2 tRNA genes and 2 rRNA genes are annotated in these 805 nt (G+C 49.8%); all 4 read right to left on the bottom strand.

The annotated features are described in order from the left end of the window. Window positions 1–185: 185 nt before the first annotated feature. Window positions 186–261: transfer RNA gene (locus ABRS97_RS28075), tRNA-Ala, on the bottom strand. An 85-nt stretch (window positions 262–346) separates the two neighbouring features. Next, window positions 347–423, bottom strand: a tRNA-Ile gene (locus ABRS97_RS28070). 87 nt (window positions 424–510) lie between these two features. Beyond that, window positions 511–627, bottom strand: a 5S ribosomal RNA gene (rrf, locus tag ABRS97_RS28065). A gap of 125 nt (window positions 628–752) precedes the next feature. Continuing rightward, a 16S ribosomal RNA gene (locus tag ABRS97_RS28060) occupies window positions 753–805 on the bottom strand; the annotation flags it as partial.

Here is an 805-nt window from a genome sequence, read left to right as displayed (position 1 = left end):
GTTTGACCAAGTAAAAGGATTTCTAGTTTACTTTACGTTTCGTTATCTAGTTTTCAAGGAACAAATGTATTCAGTTGTGACTCGATTCCCTTCGCCACTTTTCAGCGGCAAAACGTATCTTATCACATCTCTCTTGCTCATTTCAAGTCGAAATTTCAAGGAAATTTCTGTCTAAAATGTGCTTTTGGTGGAGCCAAGCGGGATCGAACCGCTGACCTCCTGCTTGCAAGGCAGGCGCTCTCCCAGCTGAGCTATGGCCCCATGCTTATTGCCCACTTGGTCTGTGGGACTCCCGAAAAGTTAACGGACTAACCGTCGAAGCTTCGCTTCACTTCCGGGAAATAATTGGTGGGCCCTAGTGGACTCGAACCACCGACCTCACCCTTATCAGGGGTGCGCTCTAACCAGCTGAGCTAAGGGCCCTCATTGTATAGCGGAAGCCTAAACTTCCCAAAATAAAAACCCATCTGCAAGCTTTCGAAGCTTTCTCCGAAAGCTTGCCATGGGTTCGCTTGGCAACGTTCTACTCTCCCAGAACCCTGCGGTTCAAGTACCATCGACGCTGGAGGGCTTAACGGTCGTGTTCGAGATGGGAACGCGTGGGTCCCCTCCGCCATCATCACCAAACGAGTGCAACATGGTGGTAGCCATCTTGCTGAAAGGTCATTGCCCTTTCAAAACTGAACACGAGTGAGAGAAGCTGTTTTGTGCTTGCGCACTTGACTGGGTCTATCAGACCCGAGTCTCCATAGAAAGGAGGTGATCCAGCCGCACCTTCCGATACGGCTACCTTGTTACGACTTCA

The sequence above is a fragment of the Paenibacillus tabacirhizosphaerae genome, from assembly GCF_040812395.1.
Taxonomy (GTDB): domain Bacteria; phylum Bacillota; class Bacilli; order Paenibacillales; family NBRC-103111; genus Paenibacillus_E.
The sequence above is the reverse complement of the archived record's forward strand: the minus strand, read 5'-3'. Positions and strand labels throughout refer to the sequence as shown.